Here is an 18,045-nt window from a genome sequence, read left to right as displayed (position 1 = left end):
AAAAGAAGGTTAAAGATCAAATTGAATTTTTGCTCTTGGTTTCTTCGTGTTCTCTGTGTAACGAAGTGGCTTCGTGATAGTTTTTTATTGAAATAATAGGGATCAACGCTATAGCAATACGTATTTTGGAGTGCTAAAAGCATTTTCAATTATAATGCGCTTGCCGTGGGGGTCACGATATAGACAGGTTAATATTACATTTTACATTTTACATTTTACATTTTACGTTATTGCTTATCGTTATCGGTGTGACGTTTAAAGAAGTGCATGCCAATCATTTAATTTGGTTCTATCCCCTGTTTGCTTATTTAGCGACGAGATATCGATATCAATTAATCCCACGATTTTACTAGGTTGTGAAACGAAAGATGCCCAGGAAAGTATGAATAAGATGAGGTGAAAAACGCCTATTTAAGGCTTCATCTAGCCCCAACCCATCACTCACTTTGATTCAAACTCTCTGCCTAATCGACAATTATAACTGCCTTGTTAAAACACAATCGACTGAAAGAAAAAGATAGAATAAAGTGCCAGTAATAATACCAGCGAGATATCTAATACTTTCTCAAATCTTTTGTAACGTTGACTCAGTAATGCAAGTCCCATAAATAATGGGAAAAGGGCGAGCATGTAACGTGGTGCACTTAATAGCCATGATGGCGAATAGGAAATTAATAAGTATGCAAAGCTGTAAGCGGTATAGGAGATAGGTAAGCGATTGATGCTATAGAGAATAATGGCAAGGGCTACAAAAAATATTACTGCTGTTGGTAACCATGTGCCGATAGCGAGTCTTATTTCCCAGCTATAAACACGCTCTACAATATTGGCGATATTAGTGGCAAAATAGCTGAAGCTGTTACCCCAATTCTCCTGTTGATAATCAAGGAAGCGAAACCAATCCCCACTCACCCATTTATTAAGTATCAGATAAAAAACGATAGCCATGGGAATCAGTATTAATGCGCTTATGCGCTCCCCCCAATAACGTAACTTCTCTTTAAAGGAGGGCAGTGTAACTCCTTGTGCTTGATGTACTATTTCGTAAAGCATTGGCGCCAATAGCAGCACAGCATGATTCCGCGTGAGCGCGGTAAGCAGTCCATAAATTCCTGCCACCCAAAATCACCTTTGCGCATGAAATAGAAGCAACTCAAACTCATGAGCATGAACAGGCTTTCTGTATACACAATGGCGGTAAAAAATGAGAAGGGATAAATCAGCAAGTATTTAACAGCTTTCCATGCAAGGGATTCATCATGAAATTCAAACATCATTATTTTAAACAGCGTAAAGCAGGCCAAAATAAGACAAATATTTGAAACCGCGAGGCCTGTCCAGAAAGCGTCAGGAATGACATACATCATGATATGAATTAATAGCGGGTAGAGCGGATAAAAGACCAGTAAAAAACGGTCTTGTCCTTCACTGGCATAACCTTCGACGGCCAGTTTCATATAATGTACTGAATCCCAGCGATACCAAGTATCGGTAAAGGCATCATATAAACTGCGTTTACTGTCATTAATGACAAAATAGGCAAGCTCGGTGATACAAAAGATAGCAAGGGACTTGCTATCACTATGATGGCGATATTGAGTAATAGGCGGGTATTTTTGGATAAGCTAATACTTTGCCAATCAGGGGGGGCACCAAAATAGTTATTGGGTTGGTAAGGCAGCCATTTTAGATTAGAGCAAGCAATAAAAATTGCATAGATCAATCCTGTGCCAAGTGTTGTCACACTCAGCCATTCAATTACGTGTAAGTCCATTTACAAGTATCTCATTTAATTAAATTGTGGCTGTGGGCTATACGCACCTCTTGCCAAAAGGTAAATTATTTAGATTTTTGTGAAGTCAAAGCAAGTGTATATATAAATATAATTAGGCAGATTTGGTGCGACTTAAATAAGTTCAAAAGCAGTTAATCACGAAGACACGAACAAAAACAAGGCTGAAGGCCTTTTGGGTACTTTCTGTGTAACGCAGTGGCTTGGTGCTCGTCTTTCGTTGTTGTGTCTTATTTATCTAAATGAAAGGCTATTTTTATTTTTGTTTTATTCGAAATATATAATGCGCTTAGCGTATTTGGGAAGTTTAAGGACGTTTTTTAAAGATGGTGATCTGAGCTCAAATTCGCTAGAATGCCGGGTAATTGTATACCCAAGCTTCTTGCCTGCTTATTTTTTAGGTGGCTTAGGTATAAACAGATTGTCACTGCATAAATTTGCACTATTTTAAGGTATTAGCCGTTTAATGAAAAATATTCGTAACTTCTCAATTATCGCCCATATCGACCATGGTAAATCGACTCTTTCTGATCGCCTAATCAGCACCTGTGGTGGTCTAAGTGACCGTGAAATGGAATCTCAAGTTCTTGATTCAATGGATATCGAACGTGAACGTGGTATTACCATCAAGGCACAAAGTGTCACCCTTGATTATAAAGCTAACGATGGTGAAATATACCAACTTAACTTTATCGATACGCCAGGACACGTTGATTTCTCGTATGAAGTATCGCGCTCATTAGCTGCTTGTGAAGGTGCATTGTTGGTTGTAGATGCAGGGCAGGGCGTAGAAGCACAAACGCTTGCTAACTGTTACACCGCATTAGATATGGACTTAGAAGTTGTACCCATCTTAAATAAGATTGATTTACCGGCTGCTGAACCTGAACGTGTTGCTGAAGAAATTGAAAATATTATTGGTATTGATGCCTCTGAAGCGGTTCGCTGTTCTGCGAAAACCGGTTTGGGCATTGATTTAGTATTAGAAGAAATTGTACGTGCTGTGCCGCCACCAGTAGGTAACCTTGATGGTCCACTGCAAGCATTGATCATCGATTCATGGTTCGACAGTTACCAAGGTGTTGTTTCATTAGTACGTATCAAACATGGCCAAATTAAAGTTGGCGACAAGATGAAAGTAATGTCTACAGAAGGCGTTCATCTTGTGAGTAAAGTCGGTTACTTTACACCCAAGCAAGTTGAAACAGGTATTTTAAAAGCCGGTGAAGTAGGTTATGTCATCGCGGGTATTAAAGATATTTTGGGTGCACCAGTAGGTGATACGTTAACCACGATTAACAACCCTGCCACTGAAGCATTAGGCGGCTTTAAACGTGTGACGCCACAGGTTTACGCTGGTTTGTTCCCGGTTAGCTCTGATGACTACGAAAGTTTCCGTGATGCCTTAGCAAAATTAAGCATTAACGATGCCTCGTTGTTCTTTGAACCAGAAAATTCATCGGCATTAGGTTTTGGTTTCCGTTGTGGTTTCCTTGGTCTGTTGCACATGGAAATTATTCAAGAGCGTTTAGAACGTGAATATGACATTGATCTTATCACCACTGCGCCAACGGTAATTTATGAAGTTGAAAGAAGCGATGGTGAAGTGCAGTACGTTGATAGCCCTGCAAAATTACCCGCTGTTAATGACATTCTTGAAATCCGCGAACCCATTGCAGAGTGTAATATTTTAGTGCCACAAGAATACTTAGGTAACGTTATTACCCTGTGTATTCTAAAACGTGGTGTTCAGGTAAACATGGTTTATCACGGCAACCAAGTTGCATTAACTTACCATATCCCAATGGGTGAAGTAGTGATGGACTTCTTTGACCGTTTGAAATCAACCAGTCGTGGTTATGCGTCACTTGAATATAACTTTATTAAATTTGAGCCAGCAGACATGGTACGTGTTGATGTATTAATCAATAGCGATCGTGTTGATGCACTTGCATTAATTACCCATCGTGCCAATGCAGAAACGTACGGTCGTGACTTAGTTGAAAAAATGAAAGAGCTCATTCCTCGTCAAATGTTCAACATTGCAATACAAGCTGCGATTGGTAGTAAAATCATTGCCCGTTCAACGGTTAAACAGTTAACTAAAAATGTACTGGCAAAATGTTACGGTGGTGATATTAGCCGTAAGAAAAAACTACTGAAGAAACAGAAAGAAGGTAAAAAACGTATGAAGTCTGTTGGTAATGTCGACATTCCTCAAGAAGCGTTCTTAGCCGTGTTGCATATTGGTAAAGACAAGTAGAAGTAATTACTCAGGCCGTTGCCATTTAGACCTATTTCTTCGTTGAAAAATGCTCATTTAAACCATTAAACTGCGCTTTTTCGCCTTGAACTAGATATAAATGGCTTAGCCCTAAGTATTTACAACGATAGAAATATCGGAAGTGGGACTTTAGTCCTGCCCATTTGTAAATAATGCGTTGCTACAAGCCACGCATTTTGTGTTTTAAAAACTAGGAAAAAAAAATGGCAAATACGTTTGCATTAATATTAGTTATTTTAACTTTTGTCACCGGCATTGTTTGGGTGATTGATAAATTTAAGTGGGGCCCTGCTCGTAACGCTGCACGCCAAGCCGCACAAGACAAAGCAGAGATAGGCCTTGATGAAGATACATTGGCTAAGATTCACCCTGAAAATGTCGTGATTGAAAATGCACGTTCACTTTTTCCGGTGATTGCCGTGGTCTTTATATTACGTTCATTTTTGTATGAACCTTTCCAAATACCATCGGGTTCGATGATGCCTACGCTATTAATCGGCGATTTTATTTTGGTTGAAAAGTTCTCATATGGCGTAAAAGAACCTATTTGGCAAAACACATTAATCCCGGTTAGTTTGCCTAAACGTGGTGATGTGGCGGTATTTAAATACCCTGAAGATCAGCGTGTTGATTTTATTAAACGTGTTATCGGTTTACCGGGTGACCGTGTCGTTTATAAAGACAAACAATTATATTTGATACCGGCTTGTGAAAAAGCAGAGTGTGGTACTTATAAAGCGCTTGATATGCAATCATTAGGAGAGCAAGACTTTAAAGATGAAGCCGCTACAATGCAGGTTTACAGCGAAGTATTAGGCGACGTTGCGCATAAAATTATTGTTAATCCAAATCGTCGAGATCATACTGCTTATTATTATCAGCAAGATGATGTAAAAACCTATGCATATGAGTGGGTTGTCCCTAAAGGCAACTACTTCGTTATGGGTGATAATCGTGATAATAGTAAAGACAGCCGTTATTGGGGCTTTGTTCCTGAACAAAATTTAGTAGGTAAAGCGGTAGCAACTTGGATTAGTTTTGAGTTCTATCGTGACGTAGATGGCTTGTTACCAACATGGGTACCAAGTTCTGTGCGTTTTGATCGTATTGGTAGTATTAAATGAGCAATAAAATGAAAGAAACAGAATTAAAACGTTTAGAGAAACGCATCGGTTATACTTTTACTGATTTCGCGCTATTAAAACAAGCATTAACACATCGCAGTGCATTAGGTGCACATAATGAACGTCTAGAGTTTTTAGGTGATTCAATCTTAAGTTTTGCTATATCGACAGATCTTTACCTGCGCTTTCCAAAAGTGACGGAAGGAGATTTAAGTCGTATGCGCGCAACCTTAGTTTGTGGAAAAATGCTCGCGGAAGTCGGTCGTGAATTTAACTTAAGTGATTGTTTGATTCTAGGTCCTGGTGAGTTAAAAAGTGGCGGTTTCCGTCGCGACTCTATTATTGCTGATGGCGTGGAAGCTATCATTGGTGCTGCGTTTTTAGACTCAGATATCGATACGGCTAAAGCGCTAATCTTAAGCTGGTTTGATAGTCGTTTAAATACGATTGAACCAGGTATTAGTCAAAAAGATCCTAAAACACGTCTACAAGAGCATCTACAATCTCGCAAACAGCCTTTACCGCTGTATGAAGTATTAGATATTAAAGGCGAAGCACATAACCAACAATTTACAATGTCTTGTAATATTGAGGGTATTGAAGCTGTAGAAGGTAAAGGCACAAGCCGCCGTAAAGCGGAACAGATTGCTGCCGGAAGAATGTTAGACGCGCTTTTAGGAGATAAATCATGACACAGAAATGTGGATTAGTGGCCATTGTAGGTCGCCCGAATGTAGGTAAATCTACCTTAATTAATGCGCTACTGGGTCAAAAAGTAAGTATTACTTCTCGTAAAGCACAAACAACACGTCACCGTATCTTAGGTATTGATACGGAAGGTGATTATCAGACTATTTTTGTTGATACACCGGGACTACACATCGAAGAAAAACGTGCCATTAACCGTTTAATGAACCGTGCTGCATCAAGCTCAATCAATGATGTTGAAATGGTTATATTTGTGGTTGAAGGTACACATTGGAACGAAGATGATGACATGGTGCTAAGCAAGTTTGAGCACTTAAAATGTCCTGTTATTCTGGCTATCAATAAAATTGATAACGTAGAAGACAAAGAGCATCTTTTACCGCATTTAGAAAAGCTGGGTAAACGTTACAACTTTAAGCATATTTTACCAATGTCTGCTAAAAAGGGCGATAACATTGAGAAAATTCGTCAATGGTCACAGGAAATTTTACCTGAGTCTGAGTTCTATTTTCCAGAAGATTACATAACCGATCGTTCATCGCGTTTTATGGCTTCTGAAATAGTACGTGAAAAATTGATGCGTTTTTTAGGTGATGAATTACCTTATTCAGTGACTGTTGAAATCGAGCAATTCAAGCAACAAGCTAACGGCATGTTACATATTAATGCGCTTATTCTTGTTGAACGTGACGGCCAAAAACGCATGGTTATTGGTAATAAAGGCGAAAAAATCAAAGCTATTAGTACCCAGTCTCGTTTAGACATGGAAGAGCTATTTGATGCCAAAGTCTTCTTGGAAGTTTGGGTTAAAGTGAAGAGCGGTTGGGCTGATGATTTACGTGCACTACACAGCCTAGGTTACGGCGACGATTACTCGGGTACGGGTAAATAGCTTTCAGCTCGCAGTTATCGGTGTTCAGTAGCCCTACTGAGCGCTATAGCTGACGGCTTACCGCTTCTATTACTATGTCAATCGAGTGCCACAACGCATTTATTTTACATCGCAGACCTTATCGAGAGACCAGTCAATTACTGGATCTCTTTTGTCAGGATGTGGGTAAAGTTAGCCTTATTTTTAAAGGCGGGCGAAGTGGTACGCGTATGCGCAGAGGTACCGCTCAACCCTTCACATTACTACAAGCGACCTATTTCGGGCGTGGCAATTTAAAAACCGTCAAATCCCTCGAAGCACAAACACAAGTTGTTCCATTAGTGGGTAATCGTCTCTATATGGCGATGTATATTAATGAACTTTTGTACCGATTATTACAGGCAGAAACCGCTTGTGATGGATTGTTTAGTGCTTACCAAGATACCTTGATTTCTATTGCCGGTGATGCCGACCCACAAGCCGCATTACGTAATTTTGAATTAACCCTATTGGAAACATTAGGATATGGTGTTAATTTTGAACAAGATATCTATAGTGGTGAATTACTTGAGTGCGGTTTTGATTACCAATACAAGCAACAAGCTGGCTTTTTTGCTAAGCAAGCGATTCATAATAAACACCATATTTATACGGGAAAGCAGATACAGGCATTAGCCTACCGAGACTTTTCTGAAGCACATGTTTTATTGGCTGCAAAACGCTTTTGTCGTCAAGCATTAGCCCATTTGTTAGGCGGTAAACCATTACATAGTCGTGCTCTTTTTAGTAACACAAAATAAAAATAGTCATCTGTTATTAGCTTTCAGCTATCAGCTATCAGCTTTCAGCTTTCAGCTTTCAGCTATCAGCTTTCAGTTAATAGCTCATGATGCTATTAACTGTCGTCAAGTATTCGCCCATCGATCTATTTAGATTCGTTGGCAAACCATTACATAGCCGTGCTCTTTTAAGTCGCACGAAATAGAGGAAGTTCATGAGTAAATTATTATTAGGCGTTAATATCGATCACATTGCGACACTGCGTAATGCACGTGGCACTTGTTACCCTGAACCTGCTCATTTGGCTGCTATTGCAGAAACAGCGGGCGCAGATGGTATTACGATTCATATTCGTGAAGATCGTCGCCATATTAACGACAGAGATGTTGCTGTACTTGCGCAAACATTACAAACACGTATGAATTTAGAAATGGCCGTGACCGATGAAATGATCGATATTGCGATTCACACTAAACCTACTTTTGTTTGTTTGGTGCCTGAAAAACGCGAAGAATTGACCACTGAAGGCGGCTTAGATGTGGTTGGATCATTTAAAAAAATCGCGTCAGCGGTAGACCGTTTAAATGCCGTTGGTATTCAAGTATCACTGTTTATTGACCCTGAAAATGCACAGATTGATGCAGCTATTAAAACTGGTGCTGCTTACATTGAATTGCATACTGGCCAATACGCCGATGCACATGATGAAGCGGAAGAAGCACGTGAACTTAAGCGTGTTAAATTAGCGGCTGCTTACGCAAGTAAAGCGGGCATTAAAGTGAACGCGGGTCATGGTCTTAATTATCACAATGTTAAGCCGATTGCAGCGATTCCTGAAATCATAGAGCTTAATATCGGCCATGCCATTGTTGCACGTGCTGTCGTTGACGGTTTTGCATCTGCGGTATCAGAGATGAAACGTTTAATGATCGAAGGGCGCAATAGCCAATAATTAAACGCTTTATCGTTGTTTGACTGAGTGATGAAATGCACGCTGTATTTCATCACTCAGTTTTTATCACAACATCTTGATCACAACATCTTCACTCTACTTTATCCTTGAAAATTTCCCCGTATTTATCGTTATATGGCCTTAGCTATTAGAGTATGCTTTTTGGCACTATACGACGCGTTTTTACTTTCAATCTGATACTCGATTTTACTAAATGATCAGGATTCCAATCTAGCGTTGTACGCCATGCATTTTCTGGTAACATTTCAACCAACATGCCTTCTTTTACCTGTTTTGCTATCTCAAGCGAAGGGATAACGGTAATGCTTTCTGTATTGAGGTTGGCGCTACGTGGATCTAAATTGAAGGTTGCAATAACGGTGACTTTATCGTCAATAACCATCGATTTCGCATGTAAAGTAAAGATAGGCGCTTTGTCTAATTGACGATGCATCTCTTCTGACATGACCTTCTTTCTTATCTGTGCATCAGGCTTAAATTCATAGATTTCGACGCCTATTTTGAGTAACGATTTACGCACGCGTTGGTAACCACTAAAGGCTTCAAAGTTATCATTAGACGCTAAACTGTTGGTCAAAATTTTAATTTCAACACCCTTATCAATTAATTCCTTAAAGAGGTTTTGACTGAGCTCTGTGGTAATTAAATAAGGTGTTTGAATAGTAATTGAATGCTTTGCACTTTTGGCCAATTCTATTAGTCGCTGCGTTGAAAGACCCCCACCTGCCAGAAATTGGCTTTGATCGTTTTTCCCTGGTTTATCGGAAACATATTCAATATTGTCTAACCAATGCAGTTTATTACCGCGTTGAACGGCTTTGATAGTTTCTGGCATGTTATAAATTTGTGCACGTATTTCGGGTAAGAAATTAACCGGATCACAAGCGTATTGATGTAATGCTTCATAACTCGGTTTTTTATAGGCCTTTTCAACGAGTTGATTAATCGGCACGCTGAGCGAGTTATTCCAAAACTCATCAAATGAACGCTGCACGGCTTTAACTTCACCACCAATCAACAGTACATCTCGGTCTCTAAAATTAAAGGCGTGGTCGTAACCAAAATACTCGTCGGCGATATTACGGCCACCGGTAATAGACACTTTGCCATCAACCGTGAAGGTTTTATTATGCATACGCTGATTAAAACCATGAAAATCAGTGACTAAATTATCCATTTTTTGAAAGAAATTTTTACCCACATTTGCCATTGGATTATAAATTCGAATAGAAAGGTTTTCGTGTGCATCTAATAATAATAATTCATCTCCTCTCGCCTCGATCATAATGTCGTCAACTAAGAGCCTTACTTTGATACCTCGGTCAGCTGCTTGTACTAAGAAATCACTGGCAATTAAACCAATGTTATCCGTTGAAAAGATAAAGTACTGCACATCAATGGTTTGCTCAGCATATTCTGTTAGCCAAGCACGAGTTAACATTGCCTCTGTACTTTGTTCAAGTACGTAAACACCGGTTTTATCTTTCATCTTATCGGCAATAGAGGCGAGTTGTTGGCTTAGACTGGTTACGGGTTTACTGCTGATATCAGCACAATAATTCTTTGTGACGGCTGGAATTCGCTCATCATTATCAACGCAAGCACTGCTTAACAGCGCTAAAGCAGCAAGAGGTAGATATTTAAAGCATCGTAATAAGTTGAATCGGGACATGGTCATTCCTGGGTTAAATATTGCGCAACATCGTTGAGTAATGCGTCTTGGAGTAATTTACCATAACATCATAAGTGATTGATAAATCCTTTGGGTAATAGGTCATCTTATTTCTTTTATTTTACGCTGAATTAATAAGGCACTGATATGCTAATGCGGGACGATGAAGATAAGGAAAAAGTCGCTGAATAAATAATAAAAATGTAGAGTATTGAACATCTATTCATTTTTAATATCGCTATTCATTTTCAATATAGATAGACACTGTTTATTCTGCTTTGTAAACTAACTCACCTATCAATACTTTCAGTCGCGGCTATTTATTCTTTGAATCTAAGCATAAATAGCATGTTAGCGTGGCGCTATTTTATTTGACCTACGGAATTTCATTAAATGCAAAACAAACTCTTTTCTGTGAATGAATTTCGCGAACAATTCCCTATTCTCGACCAGCAGATAAATGATCATCCATTAATCTACCTTGATAACGCAGCGACGACGCAAAAGCCGCTTGCTGTGGTTGAAGCGATCACTCACTTTTATCTTAATGATAACGCTAACGTACATCGAGCAAGTCATCAGTTAAGTAATCGAGCGACCACTGTCTTTGAAAATGCGCGTGAAACGGTATGCCAATTTATTAATGCCAGTAGCAGTAAAGAGATTATTTGGACAAAAGGCACAACCGAAGGTTTTAACCTATTAACTAACGTGTTTGCCTCACAGCTCAATGCGGGTGATGAAGTGATCATCAGCACGCTTGAGCATCATGCCAATATTGTGCCTTGGCAGATGTTGGTTGAGTCGATAGGCATTGTGTTAAAAGTAATTCCTTTAAAAGAAGATAACAGCTTAGATTTAGCCGCTTATCAGCAGTTATTAAATGATAAAACAAAGTTTGTATCAGTCGCTCATATCTCTAATGCACTGGGTATTATTAATCCTATTGAAGAGATTATTACACTGGCACATCAGCACGATATAAAAGTGATTATTGATGGCGCTCAAGCAATTGCGCATATGCCTGTTGATGTACAGGCATTGGATTGTGATTATTACCTGTTCTCTGGTCATAAATTATTTGCGCCAACCGGTGTGGGTATTTTATATGGAAAACAGCATTTATTAGACGCGCTTCCACCTTGGCAGGGGGGCGGTGAAATGATTAAAAGTGTGAGTTTTTCTGAAACTGTTTATAACGAATTACCTTTTAAGTTTGAAGCGGGGACGCCTAATATTGCCGGTGCAATCGGTTTGGCTGCCGCCATTGAGTTCTTAAATCACTACGATCGTAAAATGATGATGTTGCATGAGCAGATGTTATTAGCGGTTGCAGAAGGTGCATTATTAGCGATTCCTGAAGTCACCGTTTTTAGCCCTGGAGTGCCCAAATCAGGCGCAATTAGTTTTTTAGTTGAAGATGAACATCACAGCGATATTGCGATGTTATTAGATGCACAAGGCATCGCGGTTCGTAGTGGTAGTCATTGTGCGATGCCATTACTCTCGGCGCTTAATTGTTCTGGGACCGTACGGGTTTCATTCTCGCTTTATAATACATTGGCCGAAGTGAAGGCTTTCATTAGTGCATTAAAAGATGTGATTAGCCTGTTAAAAGAATAAATATAAAAAAGGGGATGCAATTGCATCCCCTTTTATTTGAACATATCGCTACTTAATAAATAGGTAGTTTATAGAAAGATTATTTAACTTCTTTCCATACACCCCATTCGCCAGTAGTACCAGGCTCTTGGCCTTTAGTCCACCAACCAGCAACGTAAGTCACACCATTTACTACCACAGTGTCACCACTGTTATAGATAGTTGATGCGCTCCAATCTGAATCGCCAACAACAGGTGTTGGTGTAACAGCAGGAGTAGGTGTAACTACTGGAGTAGGCGTAACTACTGGAGTAGGCGTAACTACTGGAGTAGGCGTAACTACTGGAGTAGGCGTAACTACCGGAGTAGGTGTTACTGCAGGTGTCGAAGTTACAACTGGAGACTGTGTTACTACAGAGCCGCCTTCACATGGTACTTCAGTCCAGAACCATGATGCTGCAGAAGGTGTTTCCCAAGTACCAGGATTGTTTTGAGCTTCAAAACAAGAACCTTTATAAGAAACAACATCACCGTTGTTTACTTTAGTTTTACCTGGAATAAACGGTGTAATATCGCCAATCACAGGAGTAGGTGTTACTACAGGCGTAGGTGTAACTACAGGAGTAGGCGTTACTGCAGGCGTAGGCGTAACTACAGGAGTAGGTGTAACTACAGGAGTAGGTGTAACTACAGGAGTAGGTGTAACTACAGGAGTAGGTGTCACTACAGGAGTAGGTGTAACTACAGGAGTAGGTGTCACTACAGGAGTAGGTGTTGGCGTTGGTAAAGTACCATCAGTAATTGCAAGACCTTCATGCATCGCATTTAAGATATCGCCATTATCAGCATCGATTTCCCAAGAGAAAAGACCCGCTAAACCTAATGTATTTACGTACGAACCTTTTGCTTTAATAGAACGTGCGCTATCAAATGTAATTAGCTGACCCGTTGCTTTATTCCATACGTAAGGTGCTTCAGCGCCTTCATCGTATCCTGCTTCAAAGCCATTGATACCTTGCTCATCAGCACCAAGCATGTATTTTTTGATGCCTTTATAATCGATTACGCCAGCTTCCCAAACACCTTGTGCTTTAGTGCCTGTTAACTTGCCGTTGCCAGTACCAGTCATTGGGTCAGAAGGATCCGTTAAGCTTGATTCCATCACGCCATCCCAACCACGTCCGTACATTGCAGCACCAACAACAAGTTGGTTAGCAGGAACGCCTTGTGCTAGTAATAACTGAATACCGTTATCAACCGTGTAAGCAGGGCCTTTAAATTGAACGCCTTCAGCATCAACACCACTGCCGTCACATTGACCAGGGGCCATGAACGAACCACAGTAAAGTGCAGTTTGGTGACCTGGTACGTTGTTCCAACCGCCGTAGAAATCGTAAGTCATTGCAAAGATGTAGTCCATGTACTGAACTGCTTGACCGTAATCAACATCTTCAATTTTATCAAAACCAACACCGATTGCAGAGGTTAATTCGTATGCTTTACCGTTAGCGATTTCAAGTTCGTCTAACATTGCACGAAGTTCTTGCATCAATGCAACGTAAGCAGGGCCATCTTTAACAGGGTCGCCTAAGTTTGCATTTTCACCGCCACCACCAGGAAACTCCCAGTCAATATCAACACCGTCGAAGAATTTCCAAGTTGTTAGGAATTCAGCAACTGAGGCAACAAATACGTCACGGTTTGCTTTTTCTGTAAAGCTAAAGAAGGGGTCAGATAAAGTCCAACCACCCACAGAAGGAAGAATTTTTAGATCAGGATTACGCTGTTTAAGCGCCATCATCATCGCAAAGTTACCTTTGATTGGTGTGTTGAAATCATGACCTGCTTGGCCGAATGATTTTTGGTAAGCTGCCCATGGATCATGGATAACAACTTCAAAATCTTGTGCGCCTTTACAAGCTGTTTGTAGTGCGTTGAAGCTATTGCCTCCCACAGATTTTAAAGATTCATTTGGACCACAAATTGGAATGAAACCGTAAAGGATATGCGTTAGGTTGTCTGCTGGAATGTTATCAACAGTATATTTACGATCGTAAATACCCCATTCTACAAAGTAAGTACCGACAACTTTACTTTTATCTGTGTTGTAAGATTTGTTTGTAGGGTCAATATTCATTGTTAGTGGTGCTAAGTGAGAGCCATCAGTGTCTGCAACCGTTATTTGCGTTTTAGAACTTGCTGTACAACCTGTCGCGTCACATGCTTCAATAACAACATCGTAAACACCACCTTGCGCGTAACCAAAGCTAGCTGTTGTTTGGCTACCGCTAATTGGACCCGATGCGACTTCTGTACCGTCAAAGAAGACTTTGTAAGTATCACCCGTTGTACCACTCCACTGGTTGAATTTAATCGCGATTTTAGCTTCTTCATTGTACTTAACCATAGACTTGTAACCAGAGGTTGTGTCCATTGCTAATTCAACTTTAGAGAATTGCAGGTTGTTTGAACCGTACATATCAATAGAAGGTGCTGAAGGGGCTGCTATTGCTGAACTTGCAATCGCGGCAAGTACGGATGCTGCTAAGATACTTCTTTTCATACATTCATTCCTTTGTTTGTAAATGATTATTTTAATAATTCAAATCAAGCAAAGGAAAGGCATAAATATATAAGGGAGGGAGAGTTATTCACTGATAGGGTGAACATTCCTTATCCACTTCATGCCAATCCTTGGCTCCATCACTGATAGTTTAATGGGCTCTTGCCCCTATCAAATGATGCTTTTAAATTAATGTCTTAGGTAAGACGATATCCACTATATGGCTTTTATTCAGAGATAACAATAGGCATTTATCAATATCGTTATGGCAACACATGATCAATTTCACGGGTTAAAATTATGATTGATGTTGATATTAAATGTACTGGCGTGAGGAAAAAATAAAAATCAGTTTTTAAGTTGTTTTGTTGTCAATGAGCCATCAAGATCTTAGTGTCGCCAAGCGGTTTCACGATTGTAATTTTTTATTTTTTTATTCAGCAGCCAAAAAATAATAAGCCAATTATTGCATTTTCCTGCTTTTTAGAAGGCTATTTTGTGTCTGAAGCTTTCTACTCATTAAGGAATGTTTTAACAATCGTTTTACATTTGATACTGTTTTTGCGAGTTAGCTCCAGAATAGCATCGACAGCTATGTACAATGCAATGGGTGACAGTCGGTCACTTTTCAATCAGTTAGATTGAAGTTAAATACAAAAGGAGTTGTAGATGAAACGTTTTACTTTAAAACTTATTACCGTTGCAATGTTTGGTAGTGCCGCTATTAGTAGCTTGCCGGTATCAGCACATGGCTATTTAAGTTCACCCGCTGCCCGCCAAGTGAGCTGTTATGACGATGGAGGCTATTGGTCAACCAATGGTGTTGATATTCCAAACGCTGCCTGTAAAGCTGCTTATGATGAAAGTGGTACAACACAATTTATCCAGAAAAATGAAATCGCTAAATTAGTCGCTGATTACAATAATATGGACGCGGTTAAATTAGCGATTCCCGATGGGCAAATTTGTTCTGCTGGTGATAGCAGTAAATCAGGCTTGAATGTTGCGCATGCAGATTGGAAAAAAGCAACAGTGCAAGTGAGTGCGGGTAATACCATCGCCATTGAGCATATTGCCACAGCGCCACATAACCCTTCATTTCGTCAGTTCTATTTAACCAAAGAGAGCTACGACCCAAGCATGCCGATTAACTGGGATGATCTTGAACTGATTCACTTTGATGATTACTCGGTCATGGCAAAAACCAATACTTTTGTGATTCCTGTACCCGCGGGCCGAACAGGTGATGCGGTATTAGTCAGTCGCTGGCAGCGTTACGATGTTGCCGGTGAAGGTTTTTATAACTGTGCCGATATCACGCTTGTCTCTAACGGCACGCCAATCGAGCCAACACCGACGCCAGAGCCAACGGATCCAATCGTTAGTTTAGTCGAATTAGGTAGCTTCTTGGAAACGGGTCTGATTACTAATAGTGAGATTGATGACACCGTACGTTTCCGTATTTTTGATGCGACAGGTGTCGAAACAACGGATGTTTCATTACAAGTCACGATGCAAAACCAAGATTCATGGCCGGGTGATCTAGCCGATATGGTCATGCTTGATACTGATAACACATGGGTGATTGGTAACTGGCATGGCGATCACTACATGTATGATTGGAATAATCATTATGCAAATAAAGTCTTTGCACCGACCACTGATTTTGCGTACCAATTATCGTTAGTGAAATTTGTACCTACGCCGGTTATCACTCCTACGCCAGCCGTGACGCCAACGCCAATCATTACGCCGACACCTGTTATTACGCCAACGCCAATAATTACACCGACACCTATAATTACACCGACACCTATTATTACACCGACACCTATTATTACGCCAACGCCAGTAATACCGACACTGATTATTATCCCTACACCAGTTGTGACGCCACCACCAGGTACTGGCAGTGCAATTATATTTGTGCCGGGCAAAACAAAAGTAAGCAATGGTGAACTTGTTGCTTATAACGGCGCATGTTTTGAAGCACAAAATAATCCAGGTTTATGGGAAACGCCATCGGCAGCATCATGGTTCTGGAATGAAGTACCTTGTGAAGGTGGTTCTGTAGTAACCCCTACTCCAGCAGTACTTCCTACTCCGCCAGTTGCGACGCCTACTCCGGTAGTTGTTACACCAACGCCAGTTGCGACACCTACTCCGGTTGCGACACCTACTCCGGTAGTTGTTACACCAACGCCAGTAGTAGGTGATTCTACTTGGAATGCAGAAACGGTTTACAATACGGGTGATACTGTCATTGTAAATGGTATTACTTACACTGCCGGCTGGTGGACTAAAGGTCAAGAACCTGGCACAACAGGTCAGTGGGGGGGATGGAAAGAGGTTAAATAACCGTAACTACTCAGCACCCTGCTAAAACGTGTGCTTTTCATACGAAAATAGACAGTAACTGCTCAGGACTAAGCTATTTATGCTTAGTTCAAGGCGAAAAAGCGCAGTTTAGTCGTTTAAATGAGCATTTTTTAACGATGAAATAGGCTTAAATAGCGACGGCCTGAGTAGTTACAAATAACCTTTATATATACTAACGAATAAAAGGGATGCTCGAGCATCCCTTTTTTGTGTTTGAGATAGGGGTAATAAAAAAGAGAAACTCCAGTTTTATCATCGTAATAAAAACTGAAGTTGAGCTGTTTTTATTTAGCAGACAATAACGCTGGGTTGGTTACTAAGTTACGTACACCATGTGCATGATCTTCGTTGAAAACATTACCTTCAAGCCATTTACCGACACTTTCAATGCTGACTTTGGCAACCTTAGAACGCTCCATGATACTTGGAAAGGAGACCCTTTTTCATTGTAACTTGGACCGGTTGTTGAGCCTGTATATTGCACGGCTGTGCCGGTATTGTTAGGAATATTAAGCGCTTGCTGGTATCCGGATTTTAATCCGTGTTCAGTTAACTGTGCAAAATCAGCAGCATCATTATCATTCACTAAAACGTAAACCTGTGTTTCTACGCGTAGTTGTGGATTGCTAATTGAATCATCTAAACAAGCCCCTAATGTAGGACCCGGCTTAACTTGTGCTGTTGAATATACATAATGAACTTCAATGGTATCGCCTGGGTATAAACTGCCATGCTTGCTTGCGCCAACTTCTTTTTTTAGGGGCGCTAGTTCAGCTTTGCTTAACTTACCTGAATAAACATAACCACTGTTATAACCATGGCCATCTCCGTTACCTGCATATTTAGCAAACTCACCGCCTTTATGCTCCGCATTTTTATGGAAATGAATATTACATAGGTTCATCGATGTATAAGCGGGGGCAGCACCAAAAGCACGTTGATTATTTCCCTGAATCGAATCTATATCTCGCGGTGATTGTGGGCCAAAACCTTTACCTTCAGTATTTTCTGATAACTGAGCGCGTTGCTCTGCAATCAACGTATCCGCAACTTGATCATGTTTTTCAGAGTGAGTATTTTTGGCTGCTACAACAGTGGGTAAGAGTGCCACTGTGGCGCAAAGAATCAGTATTTGTTTTTTCATGGTGTTATTTCCTTATCAATAGCGAGTGTGGGCTGTTTGTTATCGTACGTTCGTATGTAATAAAGTCGCTTGCCACCTTAATATGAATAGGAACTATTTCCAATGAAAATAATTTAAGCTAATTAATTGATTCATAATAATTATTCACGAATA

At 40.2% G+C, this 18,045-nt stretch carries 13 protein-coding genes and 1 pseudogene; 8 read left to right on the top strand and 6 right to left on the bottom strand.

The genetic code is table 11. The features are described 5' to 3' along the window. Positions 1–489 precede the first annotated feature (489 nt). From CXF74_RS08240 to CXF74_RS22475, 3 genes are read right to left on the bottom strand one after another with little or no spacing between them, the layout of a single operon-like run. Complete coding sequence (locus CXF74_RS08240) at positions 490–1,053, bottom strand: hypothetical protein (protein ID WP_101081935.1); 564 nt, start codon at positions 1,051–1,053, stop codon at positions 490–492. Further along, a complete protein-coding gene (locus tag CXF74_RS08235) occupies positions 1,038–1,529 on the bottom strand; it encodes a mannosyltransferase family protein (RefSeq protein WP_232772473.1) in 492 nt (163 codons plus the stop codon). The genes CXF74_RS08240 and CXF74_RS08235 overlap by 16 nt, the downstream gene beginning before the upstream one ends. Further along, the gene (locus tag CXF74_RS22475) at positions 1,454–1,774 is read right to left on the bottom strand and encodes a hypothetical protein (protein WP_101081933.1); all 321 of its coding nucleotides are present in this window, start codon (positions 1,772–1,774) and stop codon (positions 1,454–1,456) included. The genes CXF74_RS08235 and CXF74_RS22475 overlap by 76 nt, the downstream gene beginning before the upstream one ends. A gap of 484 nt (positions 1,775–2,258) precedes the next feature. Between CXF74_RS22475 and lepA the strand changes: the two genes are divergently transcribed. The 6 genes from lepA to pdxJ all read left to right on the top strand — a co-directional run bounded on the left by lepA (position 2,259) and on the right by pdxJ (position 8,511). After that, on the top strand, positions 2,259–4,055 hold the full coding sequence (gene lepA, locus CXF74_RS08225) for a translation elongation factor 4 (protein ID WP_101081932.1): 1,797 nt from the start codon (positions 2,259–2,261) through the stop codon (positions 4,053–4,055). Positions 4,056–4,279: 224 nt separating this feature from the next. Beyond that, positions 4,280–5,200 carry a signal peptidase I gene (gene lepB, locus CXF74_RS08220; protein WP_101081931.1) on the top strand — a complete coding sequence of 307 codons (921 nt, stop codon included), beginning with the start codon at positions 4,280–4,282 and terminating at the stop codon, positions 5,198–5,200. Continuing rightward, positions 5,197–5,892: a ribonuclease III gene (rnc, locus tag CXF74_RS08215; protein ID WP_442965946.1), complete on the top strand. Its 696-nt coding sequence runs from the start codon at positions 5,197–5,199 to the stop codon at positions 5,890–5,892. The genes lepB and rnc overlap by 4 nt, the downstream gene beginning before the upstream one ends. After that, on the top strand, positions 5,889–6,800 hold the full coding sequence (gene era / locus CXF74_RS08210) for a GTPase Era (RefSeq protein WP_101081930.1): 912 nt from the start codon (positions 5,889–5,891) through the stop codon (positions 6,798–6,800). The genes rnc and era overlap by 4 nt, the downstream gene beginning before the upstream one ends. A gap of 74 nt (positions 6,801–6,874) precedes the next feature. Next, positions 6,875–7,579 (top strand): DNA repair protein RecO, encoded by a 705-nt coding sequence (recO, locus tag CXF74_RS08205; protein ID WP_101081929.1) that lies wholly within the window; start codon positions 6,875–6,877, stop codon positions 7,577–7,579. A 194-nt stretch (positions 7,580–7,773) separates the two neighbouring features. Then, a complete protein-coding gene (pdxJ, locus tag CXF74_RS08200) occupies positions 7,774–8,511 on the top strand; it encodes a pyridoxine 5'-phosphate synthase (protein WP_101081928.1) in 738 nt (245 codons plus the stop codon). 148 nt (positions 8,512–8,659) lie between these two features. Here pdxJ and CXF74_RS08195 read toward each other — a convergent pair whose 3' ends face one another. Further along, positions 8,660–10,204 carry a phospholipase D family protein gene (locus CXF74_RS08195; protein WP_101081927.1) on the bottom strand — a complete coding sequence of 515 codons (1,545 nt, stop codon included), beginning with the start codon at positions 10,202–10,204 and terminating at the stop codon, positions 8,660–8,662. A gap of 393 nt (positions 10,205–10,597) precedes the next feature. Here CXF74_RS08195 and CXF74_RS08190 point away from each other — a divergent pair, with 393 nt between their 5' ends. After that, positions 10,598–11,827: an aminotransferase class V-fold PLP-dependent enzyme gene (locus tag CXF74_RS08190; protein ID WP_101081926.1), complete on the top strand. Its 1,230-nt coding sequence runs from the start codon at positions 10,598–10,600 to the stop codon at positions 11,825–11,827. 79 nt (positions 11,828–11,906) lie between these two features. Here the strand turns inward: CXF74_RS08190 and CXF74_RS08185 are convergent, their stop codons facing one another. Then, on the bottom strand, positions 11,907–14,369 hold the full coding sequence (locus CXF74_RS08185; protein WP_101081925.1) for a glycosyl hydrolase family 18 protein: 2,463 nt from the start codon (positions 14,367–14,369) through the stop codon (positions 11,907–11,909). A gap of 669 nt (positions 14,370–15,038) precedes the next feature. Between CXF74_RS08185 and CXF74_RS08180 the strand changes: the two genes are divergently transcribed. Continuing rightward, a complete protein-coding gene (locus CXF74_RS08180; protein WP_101081924.1) occupies positions 15,039–16,727 on the top strand; it encodes a lytic polysaccharide monooxygenase in 1,689 nt (562 codons plus the stop codon). 305 nt (positions 16,728–17,032) lie between these two features. Here CXF74_RS08180 and CXF74_RS08175 read toward each other — a convergent pair. Further along, a pseudogene (locus CXF74_RS08175) lies at positions 17,033–17,892 on the bottom strand (delta-class carbonic anhydrase). Positions 17,893–18,045 lie beyond the last annotated feature (153 nt).

It is taken from the genome of Psychromonas sp. Urea-02u-13, from assembly GCF_002835995.1.
Lineage (GTDB): Bacteria > Pseudomonadota > Gammaproteobacteria > Enterobacterales > Psychromonadaceae > Psychromonas.
Note: the sequence above shows the minus strand (reverse complement) of the source record. Positions and strands in the feature narration are given on the sequence as shown.